Genomic DNA, 23473 nt, shown 5'->3' on the forward strand with positions numbered 1-23473 from the left:
GGATGCGCAGCCTTTCCTATTTTAACAGCGGCTCAAGACCGTTACGACCGTCAAGAGCAAACAGGTCATCACAGCCACCGATGTGCTGTGCATCAATAAAAATTTGAGGGACCGTAGTCCGACCGCTGCGTTTTATCATCACCTCTCGCCGGGAGGCGTCCCCATCAATCGGGATTTCCTGATAGCTGGCACCTTTCTGGTCCAGCAGCGCTTTTGCCCGGTGGCAGAAAGGACAGGTTGCTTTGGTGTAAATTTCAACGGTGGCCATGCTGACTCTCCAACATTTGTTTATATGGACTCTGCGGGTTATTTGCCGCGAACCAATGGCAGATTCTCGCTGCTCCAACCGGAAACGCCGTCTTTCAGCACGTACACCTGGCCGAAACCCGCTGCACTCAGTTGCGCTGCGGATTCGACAGCGGAGGTGCCGGTGGCACATACCACGATCAGCGGCTGGGCTTTATGTTTTTCCAGCTCGCCGAAGCTACCTTTTTTAATATCCGCAGCCAGCACGTTAATCGCATTGGAAATATGGCCCTTGCGGTAATCATCACGCCCACGCACGTCCACTACCACGGCTTCTTCTTTGTTAATTAATCGGGTCGCTTCACCACGGCTAATTGCTTTTACTTTGGAAAACATGCCCTTAACAGTGGCCACGATCACCAAAACCAGCAGAACAACCCACGCCAAAGCCAAAATGGTGTGATTGCCTGCGAACTGCATAATATCTTGCATGAGGGGTAACAACTCCCGAAAGGGTTAATAAGCTAAAACAAGGGTTCTGAGTATACCTGCCAGGAGTGCCATGTACAGTCGAGAAGCCCTTCAGAGTTATGTTTTCTGCGGCAGATGACAAAAAAAAGTTGCCATCAGTGAAAACGGTTATCCTGTGATGACATCGTAGCGATCTTAAGCGGTCAATTGTTGCGCAACCTCACATATTTGCACATGCTGATTGACCGTCCGCCTGCCCACATGAACATGTTCGCTGCTGCGCATGTCAGGCCGGAATTGTTACTACCAGAAATTGAAAACCACCGAGAGACAGCTGGTAAGCTGCTGTTCATCGTGGAATAATCCGCAGCTATGAGGGATAAAGTAACAGTGTTACATTCACGGACCCCGCGTTATCTGCAGGTGAAAGCACTGCCACAACGTGTAAGCTTGTCCATCCTGACCGCCAGTGCACTCTGCACCGGGGCACTGTTGTTCTCTTTTTTTGCGCTGGCAGCCGATGACAGCAAATCACAGCTGCAAAGCATTCAGCAAGATATCGCGGCGAAAGAGAAGAGCGTACAGCGGCAAAAACGGCAGCGCAGCGAATTGCTGGACCAGCTGCAAAGTCAGGAAAAAATAATTGCGCAAGCCAGCCGTCAGTTGCGCGTCACTCAGGACAACCTGTCTACGCTGAATAAAGAGATTGCCGGACTGGCCGCCTCAATGACTCAACTTCAGCAGCGGCAAAAGCAGCAGGAATCCAGCCTTAGCGCGCAGCTCGATGCCGCATTCCGTCAGGGTCAGCATAGCGGTTTGCAGCTCATCCTGAGCGGTGAAGAGAGCCAACGTAGCGAACGCATGCTGGCTTATTTTGGCTACCTGAACGAGGCGCGGCAAAAAGCGATTGAGGCGCTCAGACAGACGCACAGCGACCTGACGCTGCAGCAAACCAGCCTGGTCGCTAAACAGACGCAACAAAAATCCCTCTTAACGCAGCAGCAATCGCAGACACAGAAACTGGAAGGGGCACGCCTGGCGCGTAAAAAAACCCTGACTACCCTTGAGTCCTCCCTGGAAAAAGATCAGGCGCAGCTGGTTGAGCTGCAGCATAACGAGATTCGTCTGCGTGATAAGCTGGCTAAAGCTGAACGTGAGGCCAGGGCGCGGGCAGAGCAGGAAGCGCGTGAAGCCGAGAAAGTACGCCAGCGTGAAGCACAGGCCAAAAGTAAAGGCTCGACCTATAAACCTACCGACAGCGAGCGCGCCCTGATATCGCGTACCGGCGGGCTTGGGCGGCCAGCGGGACAGGCGCTATGGCCAGTTCGCGGCGGTATTGAACACCGCTTTGGCGAACAGTTACAGGGAGAGCTGCGCTGGAAAGGGCTGGTGATTGGTGCTCCCGAAGGGACCGAAGTCAAAGCGATCGCCGATGGCCGCGTCCTCATGGCTGACTGGCTGCAAGGGTACGGTCTGGTGGTGGTGATTGAACACGGTAAAGGCGATATGAGCCTGTATGGTTACAATCAGAGCGCGCTGGTCAGCGTGGGGACCCAGGTGCACGCCGGGCAGCCCATTGCTCTGGTCGGCACCAGCGGTGGCCGTGGCACACCTTCACTCTATTTTGAAATTCGCCGCCAGGGACAGGCCGTCAATCCACTACCGTGGTTAGGAAGATAAGTTTTGATGCAACAACTGCGAAAACTCGGCGAGGTGCTGATTGCCATCGCTATCGCCAGCCCGGCCTCGGCCGCTAAACTTTCGATTGTCATTGATGATTTTGGCTATCGTCCCGCACAAGAGCAGCAGGTGTTACAGATGCCTGCCGCCATTTCCGTCGCCGTGCTACCTCATGCGCCACACGCACGAGAAATGGCCACCAAAGCCCATCAGAGCGGTCATGAGGTGCTTATCCATCTGCCGATGGCACCGTTGAGCAAACAGCCGCTGGAGAAAGATACCCTGCGCCCTGATATGTCCACGGAGGAGATCGGCCGGATTATCCGTGAGGCCGCTGCCGCAGTACCCTATGCCGTCGGCCTGAATAATCACATGGGTAGCGCGATGACCTCCAGCCTGCCGGGGATGCAGAAAGTGATGCGGGTACTGAATCACTATCAATTTTATTTCCTGGACAGCATGACTATCGGCAACAGTCAGGCCACCCGCGCAGCGGCAGGTACGAGTGTGAAGGTGGTTAAACGTCGGGTGTTTCTGGACGACAGCCAGAATGAAGCGGATATCCGCGTACAGTTCACTCGCGCGGTGCGCCTCGCCCAACGCGACGGCTCAGCCATTGCGATAGGCCACCCTCACCCATCGACGGTCAGGGTACTCCAGCAGATGCTGACAACCTTACCCGCAGACGTTACCCTGGTGCGCCCCAGTCAGTTGCTCAATGCCACACAGCATATTAACCCGGCCCCTTTGCCCGCAGACAGCAAAGCACATCCGCTGAAACCGCGTAATCCTTTCCGTGGCGATGCTGTTTGCCCTGTAAAAGCGGCTCCGGTTCCGGCATCGCGGGCGCTGGGCACCATCACCGAGAGCATTAAGAACAACCAAATGGTGCAAGATACTTGCAGAAAACTTTCCGTGAAGTTCAGCTTTTAAACCGGGGCTGTGTTCTCGTGTATCCTGGGGATGCAACATGCGCAATAATTGCTGCCTGTCGTATAAACACTCAGGCGCGTTACAAATTCCGCAGGCTGTCGATGACGCGAGGAAATGTTATGATGTCAACCATTCGCGCGTGCAGCGTCCTGTTTCACCCCACTGTTTAGGGTTATAGCTCATGATTATCGTTACCGGCGGTGCTGGATTAATTGGTAGTAACATTATTAAAGCGCTTAATGACAAGGGTCTCACCGACATTCTGGTGGTCGATAACCTGAAAGACGGCACTAAATTCGCTAACCTTGTCGACCTGAATATTGCCGACTACATGGATAAAGAAGACTTCCTGATTGCGATTCTGGCAGATGAAGACTTCGGCGATGTCGAAGCCGTTTTCCATGAAGGCGCGTGCTCTTCCACTACCGAGTGGGATGGCAAATACATGATGGATAACAACTATCAGTACTCAAAAGAGCTGCTGCACTGGTGCCTGGAACATCAGGTTCCGTTCCTGTATGCCTCATCTGCCGCCACCTACGGTGGGCGTAACGCCGACTTTATCGAAGAACGCCAGTATGAACAGCCGCTGAATGTTTACGGCTACTCTAAAATGCTGTTTGATCACTACGTGCGTGACATTCTGCCAGAAGCGCAGTCGCAAGTATGTGGGTTCCGTTATTTCAACGTTTACGGGCCGCGTGAAGGGCATAAAGGCAGCATGGCGAGCGTGGCATTCCATCTCAACACCCAGCTGAAGAACGGCGAAAATCCTAAACTGTTCGCAGGAAGCGACGGCTTCAAACGCGACTTCATCTACGTGGAAGATGTCGCCTCGGTGAATTTGTGGTTCTGGGAAAATGCCGTTTCCGGCATCTTTAACTGCGGTACCGGTCGCGCCGAATCCTTCCAGGAAGTCGCCGACGCCGCGCTGAAATACCATCAGAGCGGTGACATTGAATACATCCCTTTCCCGGAAAAACTGAAAGGTCGTTATCAGGAATTTACGCTGGCCGATCTGACCAAACTGCGCGCAGCGGGCTACGATAAGCCTTTTAAGACCGTTGCAGAAGGTGTCGCGGACTATATGGCGTGGTTGAACCGTAACGCGTAAGAGGCGGTCCGCAGATGAAAATTCTGGTTATCGGCCCTTCATGGGTCGGCGATATGATGATGTCACACAGTCTCTATCGCACCCTGAAGACCGAAAATCCTGAAACGGTCATCGATGTGATGGCGCCCGCATGGTGCCGTCCGTTACTGTCACGCATGCCGGAAGTCAACCAGGCATTGCCGATGCCGCTGGGCCACGGTGCGCTACAAATTGCTGAACGCCGTCGCCTGGGTAAGTCGTTGCAGGCGACTGGTTATGACCGTGCTATCGTGCTGCCTGGCTCGTTCAAATCTGCGCTTGTGCCCTTTTTCGCCGCCGTTCCACGCCGTACCGGCTGGCGCGGTGAGATGCGTTACGGGCTGTTGAATGACCTGCGCGTATTGGACAAAACCGCCTTCCCGCTGATGGTGCAGCGCTATGTGGCGTTGGGCTATGACAAAGCCATCATCCGCAGCGCCAACGATCTGCCGCAGCCGCTGCTGCGCCCTGAGCTTAAGGTGCTGGACGCAGAAAAACAGACCACCATCGGGGCCTTCAAACTGGATAACCAGCGGCCGATGGTGGGGTTCTGTCCCGGTGCGGAATTCGGCCCGGCCAAACGCTGGCCGCACTATCACTACGCTGCACTGGCGCAACGTCTCATCGCACAGGGTTATCAAATCTTGTTGTTTGGTTCTGCCAAAGACCATGACACCGGGCAGCAGATCCTGACAAGCCTGTCAGAGGGCTCACGTCTACATTGCCGCAATCTTGCCGGTGAAACCCAACTTGAACAGGCCGTTATCCTGCTTGCCTGCTGTCACGCTATCGTCAGCAATGACTCCGGGCTGATGCATATTGCTGCCGCGCTGGATCGCCCGCTGATTGCACTCTATGGTCCGAGCAGCCCTGACTTCACCCCGCCGCTGTCTGAGAAAGCACGGGTCATTCGTTTGATTACCGGCTATCACAAACTGCGCAAAGGGGATGCTGAAGAAGGCTATCACCAGAGCCTGATCGATATTACGCCACAACGGGTCATGGCCGAACTGACCATGCTTCACCCCACTTCAGGAGTTTGAATGCAGGTCCTGATGATTAAAACTTCCTCGATGGGGGACGTACTGCACTCACTGCCGGCGCTCACCGATGCGATGCGAGCTATTCCCGGGATCCGTTTCGACTGGGTAGTCGAAGAGGGCTTTGCCCAAATCCCTTGCTGGCATCCGGCCGTGGATCGCGTGCTGCCGGTAGCGATACGCCGCTGGCGCAAGCACTGGTTTGGCAGCCAGACGCGCGAAGAGCGCGTAGAGTTTAAACGTGAACTGCAATCGCGTGAATATGACGCCATCATCGATGCTCAGGGGCTGATTAAGAGCGCAGCGCTGGTCACCCGCCTGGCAAAAGGCATAAAACATGGTGCCGATAGCCGCAGCGCCCGGGAACCCTTTGCCAGCTGGTGGTACGACAAACGCTATGAAATCAGCAAACAACAACATGCGGTACAGCGTACCCGCGAGCTGTTCGCCAAAAGTCTGAACTATCCGCTACCTGCAACAACCGGTGACTATGCTATCGCCCGGCACTTTACTCAGGAATTGCCCGAGGATGCCAGGCAGTATCTGGTTTTCCTGCATGCCACCACCCGCGATAACAAACACTGGCCGGAGAGCCACTGGCGTGAGCTGATCGCTTTGATGCAACCATCAGGTTTGCGCATCAAATTGCCTTGGGGAGCCGGACATGAATACCAGCGTGCGCTGCGGTTGGCAGAGGGCTTTGACTTTGTGGAGGTTCTGCCCAAACTGACGCTGGAGCAGGTCGCACGTACGCTGGCCGGTGCACGCGCCGTGGTGTCAGTCGATACCGGACTAAGCCACCTTACCGCCGCACTTGACCGCCCCAATATTACCCTGTACGGCCCAACCGATCCGGGGCTGATTGGCGGCTATGGCAAACATCAACAGGCGCTAATTTCACCTGATAAAAATATGGCAACACTTAACGCTGAGATAGTTCAGACAGCGCTACAGCAGGTTATAGCATGAAAAAACTCCATATTATCAATTTGGCAAAAATGGGTGGAGTCGAGCGCCTGTTTCTGCAATACATCAATGAAACCACCGATGGCAGCGATGCGGTAATCTGTGTAAGCAATGATATCGGTGAAGAAATTAAGCGCCAGATGCCGCAACAAAAGGTGACCTTTGCTACCCGGTTATGCAATAAGTTAACGCTACGCTGTCCGCAGTTTTTGCGTAAGTATCTGTTACAATGGAAAATATTTAGGGCCAATGCCGATGTCATCATTGTCTGGGATCTGATCCCCGGGCTGGCTGCCAAACCTGATCGAGGCAAGCTGCTCTACTACGATCACGGTTGTTCGTGGCGCTATGCTCGTAACGCAAAAACGCTACGCTTCTTTTCCATGCTGGACGGCGTCATTTCAGCTTCACATGCTTCGAAAAGAGTCATGGCATTGCGTTTCAACCTGCCCTGCCCGAACCCGGTAGTCATTAACCGTATTAAAACTCCGCCCGGCATAAGTCATCAACCAAAGGTACCGCACACACCGCTGCGACTCGGTACGGCATCGCGCTTAGTCAGCCTGAAAGGGATTAGCGTGTCACTGCTGACGCTGGATGAATTAATCCGCCGTGGTCATGACGTTATTATGGAAATTGCCGGAAAAGGCCCGGACAAAGAGGCTTTTGAAACTCTGGCAGATAAACTGAAGTTAAACGATCGCGTCACATTCAGTGGTTTTCAGCATAATGTGTCTGATTTCTTCAACCGCATTGATATTTACATGAGCACTCCGGTCACTGAGCCTTTCGGCTTGTCTTGTATGGAGGCTCTCTATTACGGCGTCCCGGTTATTTTCCCGCTTGTCGATGGTCAGCCAGAAGCCGTCAGTGATGGCGTATGTGGGCTGGGGATCTCACCAAAGGTGTCGGTAACAGAACATCACAAACTTTCAGGGTTAAACGTTGATTTTCCCTATGACGTTTACGATCCGGTGAATGACACTATGGTCCCACCAATGCTGCTATCCCATATTGATTGTGCTGATGCAGTAGAGAAGTTGATGGTGGAAGACACATATCGCCATTTAAGCCTTAATGCACAGACTTACTCCGTACAATTATCAAACTTTGAAATGTTTAAAAAAGAGTTTGACAACACACTCAATCTTTTTACCGGACAGTAATTTTAGGATTGCCGTTATTATGTTGACAGAAAAAAGTCCGCAGCCCATATTGAGTTACCTGATTTACACATGTTGTGCGATTGCTTTTGCTACCGTCCCTTTCGGTTTGAAATTCGGCCGGGATATCTTTTATGTTGCCAGTTATATTTCATTCATTGCGATTGTCTTAAACCTAAGATATTACACGCTGGATAAACTCAAGCTTGTTGTTTCGTTGTCATTTCTCGCTTTCGGTTTGGGAACGACATTCTGGCTTATTGCTTTTAAGCAACCGGGTGCATATATCGATATATATCGATCTTATATGTCGACTGCACGCCTGTTTAGCGCCATGTCGGTGGTGAGTCTGGTCGCGCTGAACGAGCGTCTTGCCATGCAGAAAATAACCCTTGTGGTGAGTGTAGCCGTTGGGCTGTTGGTTAACACATACGCGCTCTATCAGGGATTGTGGCTACTTCAGTCCAGAATCGAGCTAAACTTCGACCGCACGACGATAGTCGCCTATCTGCTTACGGCCATTAGCCTGGTTATGATGCAGTCGATTTTGATGCTTAAAATCCGCTATCGCCTTGGGTTTTATATCGCCGCATTTATTCTTAGCTATTCCGCCATTATTCTCACCGGCACCCGAGCTGCAATGATAGCTTACCCGGCCCTTATTCTGCTTACGGTAATTGTGACAAAAAACATTATTACCGTACGCCATAAGATCGCTGTAATCCTGTTAGTCCCTGTACTCCTTACCTCAACCAGTTTGGTATTTAAAGACCTGGTGATGAGCAGAATACATGATTTTGAAAGAAATATTATAGCCATCAATGATATTGAAGCAGAGAATTCGGTATTCTCACGCGTATGGATGCAGGTGGTCGCAATCCGCACGGGTAGCGAGGCGCCATTGGGTCAATCTGCAGAACAACGTGCCAGTGAGGCAATGAGAATCATTCAGGCTGACCCACAACTCTATAATGCCAAACGCTACCTGACCGTGCATATGCATAATGAAATTCTTGAAACCTGGTCACTGAAAGGGATCTGGGGAGTCGTTCTGCTATTAGCGTTTTATGGCAGCCTGACAGTACTTGCTTTCAGGCTGTCGCGTAATGCGATGCTGTTTGGATTGACTGTGGCGATGATCATCTATGGATTAAGTGATGTTATTTTCTTCAGTACCGAGGCGACTGCAACGTTCTTATTAGCGATTATCGCCAGCATCCTTTCCATGAAAAAAAATCAAACTGTGGCGGAGCAACCCATATGTTAACCTCCCCCCCGTTGCTCAGCGTTATTGTGCCATTTTTTAATAATGAAGCGTTTCTTATCCCCTGCCTTGAATCTTTATTCAGCCAAATCGATAATGATATTGAAGTCATTTTAATCAATGACGGATCGTCAGATAATTCTGCCTGTCTGGCGTCACAATGCCTTGCACGCTACCCTGAAGCAAGGGTGCGCTATTTCTCACAACAGAATTCCGGCATTGCGAGTACACGCAATGTCGGATTGCAACACGCCAGCGGGCGCTATATCACTTTTCTTGATGGGGACGATGTATTAAGCCCCCACTATGTTGAAATACTGAAACCCGTTTTATTTTCTGGCCAGTATGATCTTCTCGATTTTGATTATCACCGCTTTACTGATAATCCACCTGAAATCCATCAAGAAGAGGGCATTCGCATCAATGAATACGGCTTTGAAAAGAAGGGCGTAAGCTGTCTGGAACCCCTTTTCAGCCAATCGATGTGGCACCTGTGGAACAGGGTTTATAAACGTGAACTGTTAAATGAGGAGCGTTTTGAACCAGGTCGGCGCTACGAGGATGTTATATTTACACCGTTCATTTACTTTAAAAGTGAAAGGATGGCTCATCTCGATCATACGCTTTATTTCTATCGTGACAACTCTCAGGGAATTACCCGGAATGTGAAACCTGAAGATATTGAGGATATGCTTTTTGCGATAAATAAAATGGATCGCTACGCTGCAAAAAACACAGAAAATAGTGCAATAAAAAACCTGGCCGCGATGATGATCGTTAATTGTTTTGGTGAAGTAAAGAGTCTCACTAAGGCAGTTTATGGTTACTATCACTATAATAAACGGACCATTGCCACGTTGCAGCAGGCAGCGCGCATTTGCGCTGGCACCTCGGTGCCGGCAAAAAAGATCTGGCAAATGCGCCATCCTCAGGTGGATATGTTCTTGTCCAAAATCCGTCTGTTTTGCAAAAAATAGTGTGTTAAGCCGTCAGGATGCCTTTGAATGCAGTCCTGAAAACCTCACGACTTCGTCGTACACGCGTTGAGGCTGGATCACGCCAACGGGGCTTTCTGCTTCCAATGGCATGGTAAACCCGCTCCGGGAAGCGTGAATAATACAATGAAGGTCGTTATCCTGGATCGGCCCGGTGGTACGCGGATCGGCGGTCACAAACAGGCTAATGGTTTTTACTTTCAATGCCACTGCAAGATGCAACGGCCCTGTATCACCGGTAATCAGTACATCAAAACCGTCAATCAGCGTAATCAGTTGCTGTAATCCTGTTTTACCAATGCGGTCGTCTGTAAAGGTGCGGGTTTGCTCATTCACCTGAGCCATAAATTGCCGGGCTTTATTTTCATCACCGCCGCCGCCAATGAGCACGATTTGCACGTTATCATGCTGTGCAACCAGCTGCTGCGCGAGTGTGACGTAGTGTGAAACGGGCCAGCAGCGAGATTCCGTTGAAGCACCCAGCTGGAAGCCAATCGTTGTTTTCTGAGGATTTCTGATGGCCGCCCGATAAGGGGCAGGAATGAACATAGTGGGATCGTCGCTACGGCATCCCAGAATGGAAATTAACTCAAGTTTACGACGGATGAAATGACCGTAGTAATGGAAAATGTAGTTAGTCAGCCATTGCTCAAGCCCGCTGATCCCCGAACTGTAGTTATCTCTTATCACGTATTTGGCACCGGCCATAATCGCGCTGATAACGTCATACGGCAAGTGTGAGTGCAGAATAATCGCCAGGTCGGGCTGATGCTGACGCAACGACTTCAGTAGTGGCATAAGAGTTTTTATTTTACTGTTCCAGTAAACGACACGGTTATAGTCTTTTCCCCCCTCCACCAGCTCACGATTTTTTTCATGAACCACCAAAGTGATATGTGCATCCGGATATCTTTCACGTATGGCACGGATCGCTGGCGTATTGAACATAAAGTCGCCAAGTGCGGTGGTCGAATAGATGACGATATTATCGAACGAGAGGGCAGCGTCGAAGTTCTCCTTGTTTTCCAGACGTCCATGTTTAGCGGTATATTTCTTCAGAAACCAATTTGTGAGATTAATCTTCCATTTCTTCGACATGTTAATTCACTTTTTCCTGATAATATTCTGCCAATGTCATACCAACTGTTCTTATATGCAGCCAGTCAAATAACTGCTCCAGATCGTTATACAGCACTTCAATGTCGGCCTCCGTCTTAAATGTCGGGCTACCGCCGGGCATAAACTCGGAGGAGTGCAGCATAAACTCGACATAATCGCTGCCGTTGGACAGCGTTTTTTCCGCAACCTGAATCATCTGCGCCAGGTTCCCGCCCATCGGGCGCAGCCAGTGCACTGACGGGCTACGCTGCTTACCACGCAGACGATCGTAGACCGTTTTAAGCTGATTCATTAACGGTGGATGCTTGTATTGAATGCTCATCGGGACTTCAAGCAGCGCAGAGTTCCCCGCTTTCGCAATATTCTGTTCATCAATAAAATACGCGCGATCGGGAAAATGCTGGTAATCAGTGCCGCCGTTACCTTCGGGGTTTCCGGGGGAAAACTGCCAGTTTACGCGCGGGGTAACAGAACAATCCACCTGATATCCCTGCTCAATCAGTAAGCGGGCATAAAAGGCATTAAACGCCCAGCGCCCCGCCCGATGGCTGCGCATTTTTACCTGTAAACTATCTTCCAGCAGGCGAGTCATATAAATGACTTTTTCCCTGATGTTATCTTGCGGGTATTCTATCAGGTAAGGTTTATGCCGCCAGTCATCGCCTGTCAGATCATACAGCGGTGGACTGTTCCAGGCATGCAGGTGCATACCTATCTCACCGCTATCACGGGCGATAACATCGCGAGCGAACTCAACATATGCCGGGTCGACCGCCATCTCGTAGTTGGTCAGCCAGGTGGGCTTAAAAGCATATTTCTCACACAGTTGCTGAAAACGCGGCAAAAAACGGCTATTTTCCGTCATGATCCGATCATGATTTTGCCAAAGGTTATCGCCTTCGGTATCGATGGTGATGATAAACGCGGGCTTACCCATTTTCCTTCCTGCACGGTGGCTTAGATGCGGGTTATGTTACGTAGCGAACGCCGATTGCGCAAAATTATTCTGCCATTCATTAAGGCTGCTGTTGCGGTGCTGGTCACGCTAACAGGACTGCTTTAGAATCAGTGGCTGGTTTACTGAACAGCGATATAGCATGAAACGTCCGCACCTGCCGCCCTCTTCCCACCAGCCTGAACGCATCCTGGTGATCAAATTCCGCCACCACGGCGATATGCTACTTACCACTCCGGTGATCCGCTCGTTAACGGCGGCATGGCCTGAAGCGGAAATCGACGTCCTGCTGTATGAAGAAACCCGGGCCATGCTCGCCTGTCATCCGGATATTCACCGGATTTATGCTATCGACCGTACGTGGAAGAAAGAAGGGTTACGTTTTCAGCTTGGCCAGGAGTGGCGGCTGCTAAAAATCCTGAGACAACAACGTTATGATGTGGTTGTTAATCTCGCTGACCAGTGGCGCAGTGCGATAATCACGCGTTTTACTGGCGCTCCGGTCAGGCTGGGCTTTGATTTCCCCAAACGCCAGGGGGGACTCTGGCAGCGTTGCCATACGCATCTGGTTGCCACCGATCAACATCAGACTATGCATACCGTTGAGCAAAATCTGTCGCTGCTGCACCCGCTGAATCTTGCCGCTATCGACAGCACGGTGGGGATGCATTACAGCCCGGACGATGCACATGCGGTACAGCGGTTGCTCAACGGCACAGAGAAATACATCGTAATACAGCCCACCTCGCGCTGGTTTTTTAAATGCTGGAGCGAAGAGAAATTTGCCGCCGTATTGCAGTCGCTGCGCGATGACGGACATACCATCGTGCTGACCTCCGGTCCCGATACGAAAGAGCTTGGCATGGTTAAAAACATCATCAGCCTGTTATCGTCAGACGACAAGGTGATTTCACTGGCCGGCCAGCTAACGCTGAATCAGCTGGCGGCGCTGATTGACGAAGCCGGGTTGTTTATCGGCGTGGATTCGGTTCCGATGCACATGGCCGCAGCGCTTAAAACCCCCTGCATCGCGCTGTTTGGCCCGTCAAAACTGGTGTTCTGGCGGCCGTGGCAGGTAAACGGCGAGGTGATCTGGGCGGGAGATTTCGCCCCACTCCCGGACCCGGACAGCGTCGATACCAAAACCTCAGAGCGCTATCTTGATGCTATCCCGGTAGAAACCGTACTGAACGCGGCCAGGAGATTATTAGCATGAAACCCATTCGGCTGGCGATAGTCCGGCAGAAATACCGTCCGGACGGCGGCGCTGAGCGCTTTATCGCCCGCGCGCTGGAGGCCCTTGATCAGCAGGCGCTGGATCTGAACGTGATCACCCGTCAGTGGCAGGGTCAACGTCAGGATAACTGGCATTTGCACCTGTGCAACCCGATGAAATGGGGGCGCATCAGTCGCGAGCGCGGCTTTGCCAGCGCTGCGCGCGCACTCTGGCAGCGAGAAAAATTCGACATTGTTCAGAGCCACGAGCGTATTGCCGGTTGCGATATCTATCGAGCCGGAGACGGTGTCCACCAGCGCTGGCTGGAACAGCGCTGCCGACTGCTCCCTGCCTGGCGCCAGAAGCTGCTGCTGGCTAACCGTTACCATCGCTACGTGATGGAGGCTGAGCGGGCTATGTATCAGGCTCCTGAACTGAAAGCGGTGATTTGCAACGCGCACATGGTCAGGCAGGAGATCATCGAGCGGTTCGGCGTCGCCAGCGACAAAATTCACGTCATCTATAACGCGATCAATACCGCTCAGTTTATTCCGGTGGATGAGCAGCAGCGTCGGCAGCTCAGGAAGCAGCTCTCCCTGCCGCCTGATGCCAGCCTGCTTATCTATGTCGGTTCCGGTTTTGAACGTAAGGGGCTGGCAGCGGCGATGCGTGCGCTGGCTGGGACTAACCGCTATCTGGTGGTAGTGGGTAAAGACAAAGCGGAACGGCAGTATCGGGCGTTAGCCAGCAGACTGGGCTGCGCCAATCGGGTGATATTTGCCGGCATGCAGGCGGATACGCGTCCCTGGTATCAGGCCGCAGACGGGCTGCTGCTACCGACCCTGTATGACCCTTTTCCGAATGTGATCCTTGAAGCGATGGCCTGCGGTTTACCGGTTATAACCTCCACCAGCTGTGGCGGCAGCGAGTTTATTCGTCCTGGCGAAAATGGCTATATTTGCGATGCTCTTGATATCGCTGCTCTGCGTGACGCCATCATGGCGCTCCCCGAACAGGCCAGCGGCAGTCAGATGGCCTCACATGCCCGCGAGCAGGTAATGGGGTCAAGCCCCCAACGCCTGTCTCAACAGCTGGTTTCCCTTTATCAACAGATTCTGGAATAACCATGCGCATCCTGATGATTATCGACGGATTACCCGGCGGTGGAGCCGAGAAAGTCGTATTGACACTGTGTGAAGGCATGCAGCAAATGGGACATCAGGTCAGCCTGTTTTCACTGCGTGATGTTTGCCATTATGCGCTCCCTGAAGGTATCGACTATCAGGTGGTCGAAAGCCACAGCCGCTTACCCTGGCGCAAACTCACCGAGCTGTCGCGTCGGGCTGCCGCGCTGGACCGTGCCGTTGAGGCAAGCGAAAAACAGGGCGGTGATTACGATATTATTTTCTCCCATCTGCACAAAACCGACCGCATCGTTGCGGGTGCCAGGCGTCTGCCTGCGGATAAAGTGTGGTTCTGCATCCACGGTATTCTGTCCACTTCCTATCTTGGACATCGCCGCGGCCTGGACCGCTGGCTGAAGCAGCGCAAAATCGCCCGCGTCTATCAGGGTAAAAGTATCGTTGCCGTTTCAAAAGCCGTGGCGGAAGATTTAACGTCAAACCTGCCCATTTTACCGGGTCGGCTGGCGGTGATTAATAATCCATTTGATATCAAGAACATACTTGCTCAGGCCGCTCAACCTTTCGATCTGCCCGGGGAACCCTACCTGGTCCATGTTGGTCGTTTTCATCAGCACAAGCGTCACGATCGCCTGCTGCAGGCCTACGCGGCATCAGGCATCCCGGCAAAATTAGTGTTGGCGGGAACCGGAGATAAGCAACAGATCGACGCGGTAAAAAAGCAGGCAGAGCAGTTGGGTATTGCTGAACGGGTGATATTTGCCGGCTTTCAAAGCAATCCTTACCCCCTGATTAAACATGCGGCACTACTCGTGCTCAGTTCGGATAGCGAAGGTTTCGGTAACGTGTTGGTGGAAGCCTTACTGTGCGGAACACCGGTCGTCAGCACGCGCTGTCCGGGCGGACCTGCTGAAATTTTGCAGCGGGCCGGGATGGACATTGCCCTTGCGGAGTTAAGCAGTCGTTCGCTGGCGGAGAAAATGGCCGAAATCTACTATTCTCCGCCTGAAATAGACCTACAGCAGTTGATGAGCTACGACCTGCAGCCCATCTGCCAGCAGTATTTAACCCTCAACGGTTAAAGACGGCTCAGATGCTGCCAGACATCGTCCGCGCTGACGTCAACACAGTCTCCGGATGGAGTCTGCAAGATATCATACTGACCGGACCACGGATGCCAGACTTTCCGGTCAGTATCACCAAATAACACCACCTGCTTCTTATTCATCGCAGCGGCCAGGTGCATTTGCCCGCCGTCACTGCACAACACCCGATCACAGCATTCATAAGCAGCCACCAGTTCCCGTACCGACGAGGTAGGATAAAGCGATACGCGCGAGCTATGACACGCGGCGAGCACCTGCTCGGCCCGGTGCTGGTCGCCAATATCATCCGGGGCCAGCGCACCTTGTGGTGACCAGAATATCAGCACGCTGCCGTGGCTATTTTGCTGCAGATAACGCTGGATAATGTCGACATAGCGTTCCAGCGGCCAACGACGTTTTGCACTACGGCTACTGATATGTACCCCAAGCCCCGGACGCACGCCGGGGTGCAGCCCGTCAATACGGCAGAGAGCCTGCTGCCGCTCCTGTTCAGTCAGCCAGATACTCACCTCGGGGATGGGGATCTGTTTGTCAGAGAGAGCGGAAAGGTAGCTGAAAGTCAGTTCCACCTGATGCTGCCCGCTAAAATCAGCGCGGCTAAACGGCACGGTAATCGCCCGGTCTCCGGTATCCGCGCCAATGATGTGCTTCGCTCCCGCCATTTTGGCCAGGCGCACGCTGTATTTACAGGGTTGTGGATTAGCCAGAATCGCCGCATCAAAACGGATACGTCGTAATTGCAGGAACATCTTGAGGCGTTCAAAATGAACGCCCAGCTTCGCCAGTTTTCCGGCTGCGTGTTTGGCCTTGCGGTAAATAAAAGTCCGTTCAATGTACGGATTGTTTTTCACCACATCCTGGGACATGCTATTGATTAACAGATAGATTTTGGCATCAGGAAAAAGGGTTTTAGCGCCCTCAATCAACGGCGTGGTACAAACCAGATCGCCAATATTGTCACGCCGTATAATCAAAATATTTTTCATTACTGTACTGGTCTCAATGCCTCTCGCCTGCTGTGACCGGCGGCGTAAAAAGGACTCACTGTCAGTTTGAAAGCGCGTGGATCGCGTCTTCCTTAAGGGAAAGTGTGTTTTTGCTATACCCTGTGACAGCACAAATAACCAAATTGCACAGCGAAAGCAAAAAAACTTTTTGCCCTGTGTGGTGCCCGCCTGACCCGATTGCAACGGTGGTGACAGTTTTGCTCGCGGCGCTAGCTGGCGCTGTAATAAGGTGAGTCAGACTCTGTAAGATGAAGTAGGGTGAGCCGGACACACTTATCTGCTAACATGCCGTATTATTTTTCGGCTATCTCCGGACGCAAGTCTCTGCTCACCTGAAATCAAAGTGATGACGACCATTTATACCGCTTTGCTGTACCTCCTTCAGCCTTTTATCTGGCTTCGCCTCTGGCTACGCGGCCGCAAAGCGCCTGCCTACCGCAAGCGCTGGGCTGAACGTTATGGCTTCTGCACGGGTAAGGTCAAACCGGACGGTATTCTGCTGCATTCAGTTTCGGTCGGTGAAACGCTGGCTGCCATCCCTCTGGTGCGGGCTTTACGCCATCGCTATCCCGATCTGCCGATTGTGGTCACCACCATGACGCCAACCGGTTCAGAGCGCGCCAGCTCGGCATTTGGTAAAGATGTTCATCATGTTTACCTGCCGTACGACTTGCCCGGCGCCATGAGCCGTTTCTTTGATACGGTACGCCCACGGCTGGTGATCATTATGGAAACCGAGCTGTGGCCCAATATGATCACCCTGTTACATGCGCGCAAAATCCCGCTGGTCATTGCCAATGCCCGCCTGTCTGAACGCTCCGCCAGAGGTTATCAAAAAATTGGTAAGTTCATGAAGCGTCTGCTGCAGCGCATCACGCTGATCGCCGCGCAGAATGAAGAAGATGGGGGACGGTTTATTGGCCTGGGCGTAAAACGCTCGCAGCTGGCGGTCACCGGAAGCCTGAAATTTGATATTTCGGTGACGCCAGAACTGGCAGCGCGCGCGGTGACGCTGCGCCGGCAGTGGGCGCCGCACCGCCCGGTGTGGATTGCCACCAGCACGCATGAAGGTGAAGAAAGCATTATTCTGGACGCGCACCGTAAGCTGCTTGAGCGCTTCCCTAATTTGCTGCTGATTCTGGTGCCGCGCCACCCTGAACGTTTTGAAACCGCTCGCTTTTTGACGCAAAAGCAGGGTTTCAGCTACACGCTGCGCAGCAGCGGCGAGATCCCATCCGGCAGCACTCAGGTGGTGATTGGCGATACCATGGGTGAACTGATGTTGCTGTACGGCATTGCAGACCTGGCCTTTGTTGGCGGGAGTCTGGTCGAACGCGGCGGCCATAATCCATTAGAACCTGCCGCCCATGCCATCCCGGTGTTGATGGGCCCGCACACCTTCAATTTCAAGGATATTTGTTCCCGGCTGCAACGGGCCGATGGCCTGATCACCGTCACCGATGCCGACTCACTGAATAAAGAAATTGATACGCTGCTAACCGATGAAGACTATCGTCTCTATTATGGCCGCCACGCGGTGGACGTGCTGCATCAGAACCAGGGCGCGCTGGGTCGCCTGCTGCAATTACTTGAACCTCATCTGCCACAGCGGAATCATTAAATGAGCACACGTCAAAAACTGTCGGTGGTGACGATCGCCAAAGATGCGGCAGAGTTGCTGCCAGAATGCCTGGAGTCGGTCAGTTGGGCGGATGAGATTATTGTACTTGATTCCGGCAGCAGCGACGCCACCCCGCAGATAGCCGCGCGTCATGGGGCAAAAGTTTATCACTCCAGCGAATGGCACGGCTACGGCAAGCAGCGCCAGCTCGCGCAGAGCTATGCCAGCCACCCGATGATTTTGATGATCGACAGCGATGAGCGCATAACCCCAGAATTGAGGCAGTCAATCGATAAGGTACTACAACAGCCGCCGACAGAAGTCGTATACAGCCTTGCGCGCTGCAATCTGTTTCTCGGGCGATTTATGCGCCACAGCGGCTGGTACCCGGACCGCGTTATCCGTCTTTACCCACGGCAGTTCCGCTACAACGATAACCAGGTCCACGAGTCGCTGGAAACGGCACAGGCAAAAACAGAACGGTTGCGCGGCGACCTGCTGCATCTCACCTGCAGAGATTTTTCCGCCTTCCAATGGAAGCAGTTTGCCTACGCCGAAGCATGGGCAAAACAGCGCCATCAGCAGGGTAAGCGTTGCGGTATTGCGGCCATATTCGGCCACACCACCGGGGCATTTATCAAGACGCTGATCCTGCGCGCCGGCTTTCTGGATGGCAAACAGGGTTGGCTGTTGGCGGTGGTTAACGCCCAATATACCTTCAACAAATACACGGCCCTGTGGGCTCTCAATCATGCATCGAGGAACGGCAGACCATGAGCACTAAAGCCATCTATCCCGGCACCTTTGATCCGATGACCAACGGACATCTCGATATCGTGACACGCGCTGCGCTGATGTTCGATCGCATCGTCCTGGCGATCGCAGCCAGCCCGAGTAAGAAACCGATGTTCACCCTTGAGGAGAGAGTCGCGCTGGCAGGCGAAGTGGTCGCGCATCTGCCTAATGTTGAAGTGGTGGGATTCAGTGATTTATTGGCCAACTTTGCCAAAGCGCAGCAGGCTAACGTACTGGTGCGCGGCCTGCGAGCGGTGTCTGATTTTGAGTATGAAATGCAGCTGGCACAGATGAACCGCCACCTGCTGCCAACGCTGGAAAGCGTGTTCCTGATGCCTTCAGAGCAATATTCCTTTGTTTCCTCTTCCCTGATGAAAGAAGTTGCGCGCCACGGCGGTGATGTAGAAAGTTTCCTGCCGACGGCGGTTTACCAGGCGCTTAAAGCCAGATTCTGACCTCGTGGCCTATTTCTGGCAACGGCGGCAGAAAAAGGTGCTACGCTGCGCATGCTTACTGCTCTCTATCGGCAAAGCGCAAACGCGACAAGGCTCACCTTCCCGGCCATATACCTGAAGCTCCTGGGCAAAATAACCCGGCTTGCCGTCACTTTGTAAAAAGTCGCGCAGCGTGGTACCGCCCTGCTCAATCGAACGTAACAAAACGGCTTTAATGGTGCTGACCAACAGTCCGGCTTCCTGCTCGCTGAGCGCCATCGCCGGACGATCGGGCAGGATCCCAGCGACAAATAGCGATTCGCTGGCATAAATATTACCCACGCCCACCACGACTTTGTTATCCATCAGCCAGGGTTTAATAGCCGTGCGTCTACCCCTCGATTTTTCAAACAGATACCGAGCGCAAAAACCCTCACTTAGCGGTTCAGGCCCCAGATGAGATAACACCGAACTGCCATTCAGGTCGGCGCACCACAGCCAGGCACCAAAGCGGCGCGGATCGGTGTAGCGCAGTACTTTGCCATGGCTCATCACCAGGTCGACATGGTCATGCTTTGCCGCCGGCAAATCTTCTGGCAGAACACGCAGGCTGCCCGACATCCCCAGATGAATGATAATCCATCCGGTGGGAAGCTCCAGCAACAGGTATTTTGCCCGGCGCTGGACGCTGATCACGGGCTGGTCACTGAGCGTATGGATTTCCTGAGAAACCGGCCAGCGCAGACGATTGTTACGCACTACCGCGTGCAGAATGGTGGCTCCCACAAGGTGCGGTTCAATTCCGCGTCGACTGGTTTCTACCTCTGGTAACTCTGGCATATCCTCGCCTCCGTTGCTGTGTCGTCACATCTGAATGGGTGCTGTATCACTATACCGCAAACAAAAAAAAACCCGGCCGAAGCCGGGTTTTCCATTCACCGAGATTAATTACTTAATCTTAGCTTCTTTATAGATCACATGCTGGCGGACAACCGGATCGAATTTCTTCAGTTCCAGTTTTTCCGGCTTAGTGCGCTTGTTCTTCGTGGTGGTATAGAAGTGACCTGTACCAGCAGAAGAAACCAGCTTGATCTTCTCACGAATACCTTTAGCCATGTTTCAGTTCCTTACCTTAGTACTTCTCACCGCGGGTACGCAGATCGGCCAGGACCGTCTCAATACCCTTCTTATCGATTACACGCATGCCTTTGGCAGAGACGCGTAGTGTAACGAAGCGCTTTTCGCTCTCAACCCAAAAACGGTGAGAGTGCAGGTTCGGCAGGAAACGGCGTTTCGTCGCGTTCATTGCGTGGGAACGGTTGTTACCCGTTACCGGACGCTTGCCAGTTACTTGGCAGACTCGTGACATGTCTATTCTCCAAAAATCAAATCAGCTCGAGCTTTAAAAATAAGGTTCTGGCCGCCTCGTCAGGCTTATAGCCCATCCAGGCGAGTTCTGTGTGAACCCGCTGAGCAGGCCCAAACGCCAAACCCGAGATTCTCAAAGGTGGCGTAGTATACGCTCTGAAGAGCAAGTGCTCAAGTCCCGAACAGATAAAGATCTCTATGGATCGCTGACAATCGTCCTGTTTGCACGGGAAATGCACGGATTTGGGCCTGTAAAATAAAATTAACTGGCTAAATGGCTTAGGTGTTGCCGCAATTTTACATCCAGCCCCGTTCAGCAAAAGAGACATATTCACCGCGGCCGATCACCATATGGTCAAGCACCCGAATATTCATCAGAGAGCAGGCACGCACGATTTGTAGCGTAATATCGCGATCGGCACGGCTTGGTTCAGCCAACCCAGAAGGGTGATTATGCGCCAGTATCAGCGCAGCTGCATTACGTTTTAACGCTTCACGCACGATTTCTCGTGGATGGACCTCCACGCTGTTCAGCGTGCCGCTGAACATCTCGCTGGTATGAATCACCCGATGTTGGTTATCAAAAAAGATCACCTGGAAAATTTCTCGTTCCCGATGTGCCAGCGAACCGTTTAAAAAGTCCAGCATCTGCTCAACACTGCTGACAACCTGATCCTCCAGCGCTTCCTGACAGCTAAAACAACGTCGGGCCAGTTCGGCCACCGCATTCAGCTGGGCATATTTTGCCATGCCAACTCCGCAGATAGCCTGAAACCGATCGTGCGGGGCGTTCATCAGGCGGTGTAACGAGCCAAACTCCTTCAGTAATTGCTGCGCCAGCGTCATCACATGTACCCCACGCACGCCGGTACGCAGGAAAATCGCTAATAACTCTTTATCGCTAAGCGATGATGCGCCGCACTTCAACAGTTTTTCACGCGGGGGCAGCCCCAGCCAGTTTTCATCCATTTGCGCTTCTCCTTCCTGAATGAGGGAAAGCATGGCATTATATACAGTACTTTTACAGGGTTATCCGTTGAATTTACGAGACGACTCGCAAAGCTGGCAGGGGACAAAATTAACGACCTGGCTGGCTGTGGTAAAATAGGCAGATTGTGGCATAAGAAGATGTCGGCAGGCTTAAGCAGAAGGCGTACAGCAAAATGATGGAACTGACCGGAAAACGAATTGTACTGGGCGTCAGCGGCGGTATTGCGGCATACAAAACGCCAGAGCTGGTACGTCGGCTGCGCGATCGCGGCGCCGAAGTACGAGTGGTGATGACGGACGCCGCAAAAGCGTTTATCACCCCGTTAAGCCTGCAAGCGGTATCAGGTTATCCGGTGTCCGATAGCCTGCTTGATCCGGCTGCCGAGGCGGCGATGGGCCACATCGAACTGGGGAAGTGGGCCGATCTGGTCATTCTTGCTCCCGCTACGGCTGACCTGATTGCCCGCGTGGCGGCCGGGATGGCGAATGACCTGGTGACCACCATTTGCCTGGCAACGGCGGCCCCGCTTGCCATCGTGCCGGCGATGAATCAGCAGATGTACCGCGCCCTGCCCACTCAAGACAACTTACGGCTGCTGGCCCGGCGCGGCGTGATGATTTGGGGACCGGACAGCGGCAGCCAGGCCTGTGGCGATATCGGCCCAGGCCGCATGCTCGACCCGCTGGTCATTGTTGACCACACCGCAGCATGGGCGACCCCCGTCAACGATCTGCAACATCTTAATATCATGATTACCGCTGGCCCGACTCGGGAAGCCCTGGATCCGGTACGTTTCATCAGCAACCATAGCTCAGGGAAAATGGGCTTTGCCATTGCCGCCGCCGCTGCGAAACGCGGCGCGACCGTGACGCTGGTTGCCGGCCCGGTAGAGTTACCGACTCCGCAAGGGGTCAATCGACTTGACGTCACTACGGCGCTGGAAATGCAGCAAGCGGTGATGGGCCTGGCGGCCAGCCAGCAGATATTCATCGGCTGCGCTGCCGTGGCAGATTACCGTGCAGCCTCGGTTGCCGGGGAAAAAATCAAAAAACAGGGGGATGAAATCACGCTAAAGATGGTAAAAAACCCGGATATTGTTGCCGGGGTTGCAACCATGCAACAGTACCGTCCATACGTAGTAGGATTTGCCGCAGAAACACAGAATGTGGAAGAATACGCACAACAAAAACGGGCGCGCAAGAATCTGGACTTGATCTGCGCCAACGATGTTGCCAAAAGCGGGCAGGGTTTCAACAGCGATACCAATGCCCTTCACCTTTTTTGGCATGAAGGAGAAAAAATCTTACCGCTCAGCGATAAGCAACTCCTTGGCCAACTTTTATTAGACGAGATTGTCAGCCGATATGATGAAAAAAATCGACGTTAAGGTGCTGGATGCCCGGGTAGGGACCGATTTCCCTTTACCGACTTACGCCACTTCTGGCTCTGCCGGGTTGGATCTGCGTGCATGCCTGGATGAAGCAACGGTGTTACCGCCCGGCGCCACAACGCTAATCCCAACCGGCTTAGCCATTCATATTGCTGACCCACAGCTGGCAGCCGTCATCCTGCCGCGCTCCGGGCTGGGTCACAAACATGGCGTGGTGCTCGGTAATCTGGTGGGGTTAATCGACTCTGATTATCAGGGACAGCTGATGGTATCAGTATGGAACCGTGGACAGGACTCCTTTACTATCGAGCCAGGCGAGCGTATAGCGCAAATGATCTTTGTACCGGTGGTACAGGCAGAGTTCAATCTGGTGAATGACTTTGATGCCAGCGCAAGAGGTGAAGGTGGTTTCGGCCACTCCGGTCGCCAGTAACTCTAC

25 protein-coding genes are annotated in these 23473 nt (G+C 52.9%); 16 read left to right on the forward strand and 9 right to left on the reverse strand.

Annotation, left to right across the window (positions count from 1 at the left end; translation table 11 throughout):
• Positions 1 to 16: 16 nt before the first annotated feature.
• Together grxC and JGC47_RS16650 are read right to left on the reverse strand one after the other, a co-directional pair.
• Positions 17 to 268, reverse strand: a complete 252-nt coding sequence (gene grxC, locus JGC47_RS16645) for a glutaredoxin 3 (RefSeq protein WP_004154821.1) — start codon at positions 266 to 268, stop codon at positions 17 to 19.
• A gap of 38 nt (positions 269 to 306) precedes the next feature.
• The gene (locus JGC47_RS16650) at positions 307 to 738 is read right to left on the reverse strand and encodes a rhodanese-like domain-containing protein (RefSeq protein WP_004154820.1); all 432 of its coding nucleotides are present in this window, start codon (positions 736 to 738) and stop codon (positions 307 to 309) included.
• A gap of 351 nt (positions 739 to 1089) precedes the next feature.
• Here JGC47_RS16650 and envC point away from each other — a divergent pair, with 351 nt between their 5' ends.
• From envC to JGC47_RS16690, 8 genes are all read left to right on the forward strand, one after another.
• Positions 1090 to 2397: a murein hydrolase activator EnvC gene (envC, locus tag JGC47_RS16655; RefSeq protein WP_033477523.1), complete on the forward strand. Its 1308-nt coding sequence runs from the start codon at positions 1090 to 1092 to the stop codon at positions 2395 to 2397.
• 6 nt (positions 2398 to 2403) lie between these two features.
• The gene (locus tag JGC47_RS16660; protein ID WP_004154818.1) at positions 2404 to 3330 is read left to right on the forward strand and encodes a divergent polysaccharide deacetylase family protein; all 927 of its coding nucleotides are present in this window, start codon (positions 2404 to 2406) and stop codon (positions 3328 to 3330) included.
• A gap of 181 nt (positions 3331 to 3511) precedes the next feature.
• Positions 3512 to 4444, forward strand: coding sequence for an ADP-glyceromanno-heptose 6-epimerase (gene rfaD / locus JGC47_RS16665; RefSeq protein ID WP_004154817.1), 933 nt, complete (start codon positions 3512 to 3514; stop codon positions 4442 to 4444).
• 14 nt (positions 4445 to 4458) lie between these two features.
• On the forward strand, positions 4459 to 5505 hold the full coding sequence (gene rfaF / locus JGC47_RS16670) for an ADP-heptose--LPS heptosyltransferase RfaF (protein WP_004154816.1): 1047 nt from the start codon (positions 4459 to 4461) through the stop codon (positions 5503 to 5505).
• Positions 5506 to 6471, forward strand: a complete 966-nt coding sequence (gene rfaC / locus JGC47_RS16675) for a lipopolysaccharide heptosyltransferase RfaC (protein ID WP_004154815.1) — start codon at positions 5506 to 5508, stop codon at positions 6469 to 6471.
• Positions 6468 to 7634 (forward strand): glycosyltransferase, encoded by a 1167-nt coding sequence (locus tag JGC47_RS16680; RefSeq protein WP_004154813.1) that lies wholly within the window; start codon positions 6468 to 6470, stop codon positions 7632 to 7634. The genes rfaC and JGC47_RS16680 overlap by 4 nt, the downstream gene beginning before the upstream one ends.
• Before the next feature lie 19 nt (positions 7635 to 7653).
• Positions 7654 to 8898, forward strand: coding sequence for an O-antigen ligase family protein (locus JGC47_RS16685; RefSeq protein WP_004154812.1), 1245 nt, complete (start codon positions 7654 to 7656; stop codon positions 8896 to 8898).
• On the forward strand, positions 8892 to 9872 hold the full coding sequence (locus JGC47_RS16690; RefSeq protein ID WP_004154811.1) for a glycosyltransferase: 981 nt from the start codon (positions 8892 to 8894) through the stop codon (positions 9870 to 9872). The genes JGC47_RS16685 and JGC47_RS16690 overlap by 7 nt, the downstream gene beginning before the upstream one ends.
• A 12-nt stretch (positions 9873 to 9884) precedes the next feature.
• Here JGC47_RS16690 and JGC47_RS16695 read toward each other — a convergent pair whose 3' ends face one another.
• Both JGC47_RS16695 and JGC47_RS16700 read right to left on the reverse strand, forming a co-directional pair.
• Positions 9885 to 10988: a glycosyltransferase family 9 protein gene (locus JGC47_RS16695; RefSeq protein ID WP_004154810.1), complete on the reverse strand. Its 1104-nt coding sequence runs from the start codon at positions 10986 to 10988 to the stop codon at positions 9885 to 9887.
• Position 10989: 1 nt separating this feature from the next.
• Positions 10990 to 11946 carry a polysaccharide deacetylase family protein gene (locus JGC47_RS16700; RefSeq protein ID WP_004154809.1) on the reverse strand — a complete coding sequence of 319 codons (957 nt, stop codon included), beginning with the start codon at positions 11944 to 11946 and terminating at the stop codon, positions 10990 to 10992.
• A 160-nt stretch (positions 11947 to 12106) separates the two neighbouring features.
• Here JGC47_RS16700 and rfaQ point away from each other — a divergent pair, with 160 nt between their 5' ends.
• Genes rfaQ through JGC47_RS16715 form a run of 3 tightly spaced genes read left to right on the forward strand, consistent with a single transcriptional unit; the run spans position 12107 to position 15404 of the window.
• Entirely contained in the window at positions 12107 to 13180 is a 1074-nt protein-coding gene (gene rfaQ / locus JGC47_RS16705; RefSeq protein WP_004154807.1) for a putative lipopolysaccharide heptosyltransferase III, read from the forward strand.
• Positions 13177 to 14304, forward strand: a complete 1128-nt coding sequence (locus JGC47_RS16710; RefSeq protein ID WP_004154806.1) for a glycosyltransferase family 4 protein — start codon at positions 13177 to 13179, stop codon at positions 14302 to 14304. Before rfaQ ends, JGC47_RS16710 begins: the two co-directional genes overlap by 4 nt.
• Before the next feature lie 2 nt (positions 14305 to 14306).
• Positions 14307 to 15404 (forward strand): glycosyltransferase, encoded by a 1098-nt coding sequence (locus tag JGC47_RS16715; RefSeq protein WP_004154804.1) that lies wholly within the window; start codon positions 14307 to 14309, stop codon positions 15402 to 15404.
• Here JGC47_RS16715 and JGC47_RS16720 read toward each other — a convergent pair.
• Positions 15401 to 16414, reverse strand: a complete 1014-nt coding sequence (locus JGC47_RS16720; RefSeq protein WP_004154803.1) for a glycosyltransferase family 9 protein — start codon at positions 16412 to 16414, stop codon at positions 15401 to 15403. The two genes, JGC47_RS16715 and JGC47_RS16720, sit on opposite strands and share 4 nt — an antisense overlap.
• Before the next feature lie 367 nt (positions 16415 to 16781).
• Here JGC47_RS16720 and waaA point away from each other — a divergent pair, with 367 nt between their 5' ends.
• The 3 genes from waaA to coaD are packed head-to-tail and all read left to right on the forward strand — an operon-like array spanning position 16782 to position 19306.
• Entirely contained in the window at positions 16782 to 18056 is a 1275-nt protein-coding gene (gene waaA / locus JGC47_RS16725; RefSeq protein ID WP_004154802.1) for a lipid IV(A) 3-deoxy-D-manno-octulosonic acid transferase, read from the forward strand.
• Positions 18057 to 18833, forward strand: coding sequence for a glycosyltransferase family 2 protein (locus tag JGC47_RS16730; protein ID WP_004154801.1), 777 nt, complete (start codon positions 18057 to 18059; stop codon positions 18831 to 18833).
• Complete coding sequence (gene coaD, locus JGC47_RS16735; protein WP_004154800.1) at positions 18830 to 19306, forward strand: pantetheine-phosphate adenylyltransferase; 477 nt, start codon at positions 18830 to 18832, stop codon at positions 19304 to 19306. The genes JGC47_RS16730 and coaD overlap by 4 nt, the downstream gene beginning before the upstream one ends.
• Before the next feature lie 9 nt (positions 19307 to 19315).
• Here coaD and mutM read toward each other — a convergent pair whose 3' ends face one another.
• The 4 genes from mutM to radC all read right to left on the reverse strand — a co-directional run bounded on the left by mutM (position 19316) and on the right by radC (position 21622).
• Complete coding sequence (gene mutM / locus JGC47_RS16740) at positions 19316 to 20125, reverse strand: bifunctional DNA-formamidopyrimidine glycosylase/DNA-(apurinic or apyrimidinic site) lyase (protein ID WP_004154799.1); 810 nt, start codon at positions 20123 to 20125, stop codon at positions 19316 to 19318.
• Positions 20126 to 20233: 108 nt separating this feature from the next.
• Complete coding sequence (rpmG, locus tag JGC47_RS16745; RefSeq protein WP_001051798.1) at positions 20234 to 20401, reverse strand: 50S ribosomal protein L33; 168 nt, start codon at positions 20399 to 20401, stop codon at positions 20234 to 20236.
• Between the two features lie 16 nt (positions 20402 to 20417).
• Entirely contained in the window at positions 20418 to 20654 is a 237-nt protein-coding gene (gene rpmB / locus JGC47_RS16750) for a 50S ribosomal protein L28 (protein WP_004154798.1), read from the reverse strand.
• A gap of 296 nt (positions 20655 to 20950) precedes the next feature.
• Complete coding sequence (gene radC / locus JGC47_RS16755; RefSeq protein ID WP_004154797.1) at positions 20951 to 21622, reverse strand: RadC family protein; 672 nt, start codon at positions 21620 to 21622, stop codon at positions 20951 to 20953.
• Positions 21623 to 21819: 197 nt separating this feature from the next.
• On the opposite strand from radC, the gene coaBC reads away from it, so the two are divergent.
• Both coaBC and dut read left to right on the forward strand, forming a co-directional pair.
• Entirely contained in the window at positions 21820 to 23031 is a 1212-nt protein-coding gene (coaBC, locus tag JGC47_RS16760; protein WP_169799825.1) for a bifunctional phosphopantothenoylcysteine decarboxylase/phosphopantothenate--cysteine ligase CoaBC, read from the forward strand.
• Positions 23009 to 23467 carry a dUTP diphosphatase gene (gene dut / locus JGC47_RS16765; protein ID WP_004154794.1) on the forward strand — a complete coding sequence of 153 codons (459 nt, stop codon included), beginning with the start codon at positions 23009 to 23011 and terminating at the stop codon, positions 23465 to 23467. Before coaBC ends, dut begins: the two co-directional genes overlap by 23 nt.
• Positions 23468 to 23473: the final 6 nt, after the last annotated feature.

This window comes from Erwinia amylovora (assembly GCF_017161565.1).
Taxonomy (GTDB): domain Bacteria; phylum Pseudomonadota; class Gammaproteobacteria; order Enterobacterales; family Enterobacteriaceae; genus Erwinia; species Erwinia amylovora.